1 protein-coding gene is annotated in these 1,318 nt (G+C 69.4%); it reads left to right on the top strand.

Features of this window, described 5'->3' with window-relative positions; translation table 11 throughout:
• A partial coding sequence (locus JHD59_RS21920; RefSeq protein ID WP_199155827.1) for a type VI secretion system Vgr family protein occupies positions 1–1,318 on the top strand: 1,318 nt, incomplete at both ends.

Here is a 1,318-nt window from a genome sequence, read left to right as displayed (position 1 = left end):
TGACGCTGTCCCTCGGCAACGGCAGCATCGCCGCCGAACAGCTGCTGCCGCTGGCACTGGACGGCGAGGAAGGGGTGTCCCGGTCCTACCGCTTCACCGTCACCTGTTTGTCGCCCGACGGCGCCATCGAACTGAAGACCCTGCTCGGCCAGCCGGCCCGCGTCGGCATCGCGGACGCGCAAGGCGGCGAGTCCATCCGCTGCGGCGTGGTCAGCCAGGCGGAGCTGACGGGCGCCGACGGCGGCTTCGCCCAGTACCGGCTGACCATCGAGCCGCCGCTGGCGCTGCTGCGCCACCGCCGCACCTCGCGGGTGTTCCAGGACCTGACCGTCCCGCAGATCATCGAGCAGATCCTGCAGGAGCATCAGGCCGCCAACCCCGCCTTCGCCCGCGGCCAGGCGCTGGCGATGCAAGTCGGCCAGGCCGATCCGCGCAGCTACTGCCTGCAATACCGCGAGAGCGACTACGACTTCATCGTGCGCCTGCTGCACGAAGAGGGTTATGCCTGGCGCTTCGAACATGTGGACGGTGATTCGCCCCAGGTCAAGCTGGTGGTGTTCGACGACGTCTACAGCCTGCCGCCGGCCGAGATCGAGCGCGTGCGCTTCCACCGCAGCGACGCCACCGAGGAAGAAGACGGCCTGACCGAGTGGCAGAGCCGCCGCCAGATCGTGCCCGGCCAGGTGGCGCTGGCGACGTTCGACTACCAGCCGGTATCCACCCAGCAGGTCGGCGACCAAAGCCGCATTGAACAAGGCAAGGACGGCGCGGCGCTGCAATCCACCCTGCAGGACTACGATCCGCAAGGGCTGTATTACGCCGGCGACGCCGAACAGCTCGCCCGCTACGCCCAACTGCGGCAGCAGGCTTACGACCTGCAGGCCAAACAGTTTGAAGGCGGCGGCACCATCCGCGGCCTGACCGCCGGCGAATGGTTCCGCCTGGACGAGCACCCGGCGCACGAAACCGACAGCGCGCAAGACCGCGAATTCGTCGTCACCGGCCAAACCATCCAGGCGCGCAACAACCTGCCGCAAGACCTGGCCCAGCAGCTGAACCTGGCGGCGCCCGGTTTGCTGGCGGCCGGACTCGCCACCGACGCCGTGCCGTTTGGCGCGGAACAGACGGCCGCCCCGTTCACCAGCCGCATCCAGGCCCAGCGCCGCGGCATCCCGCTGACGCCGGCCTACGCCCACACCGCGCAGGCCAAACCCACCTCGCTGGGCGTGCAAACCGCCACCGTGGTCGGCCCGGCCGAGCCGACAGACCAAGCCGCCGACGAGATCTACACCGACGGCCAGGGCCGCATCAAGGTGCA

The organism is Chromobacterium sp. ASV23 (assembly GCF_016428945.1).
In the GTDB taxonomy this organism is placed as follows: Bacteria; Pseudomonadota; Gammaproteobacteria; order Burkholderiales; family Chromobacteriaceae; genus Chromobacterium; species Chromobacterium sinusclupearum.
Note: the sequence above shows the minus strand (reverse complement) of the source record. Positions and strands in the feature narration are given on the sequence as shown.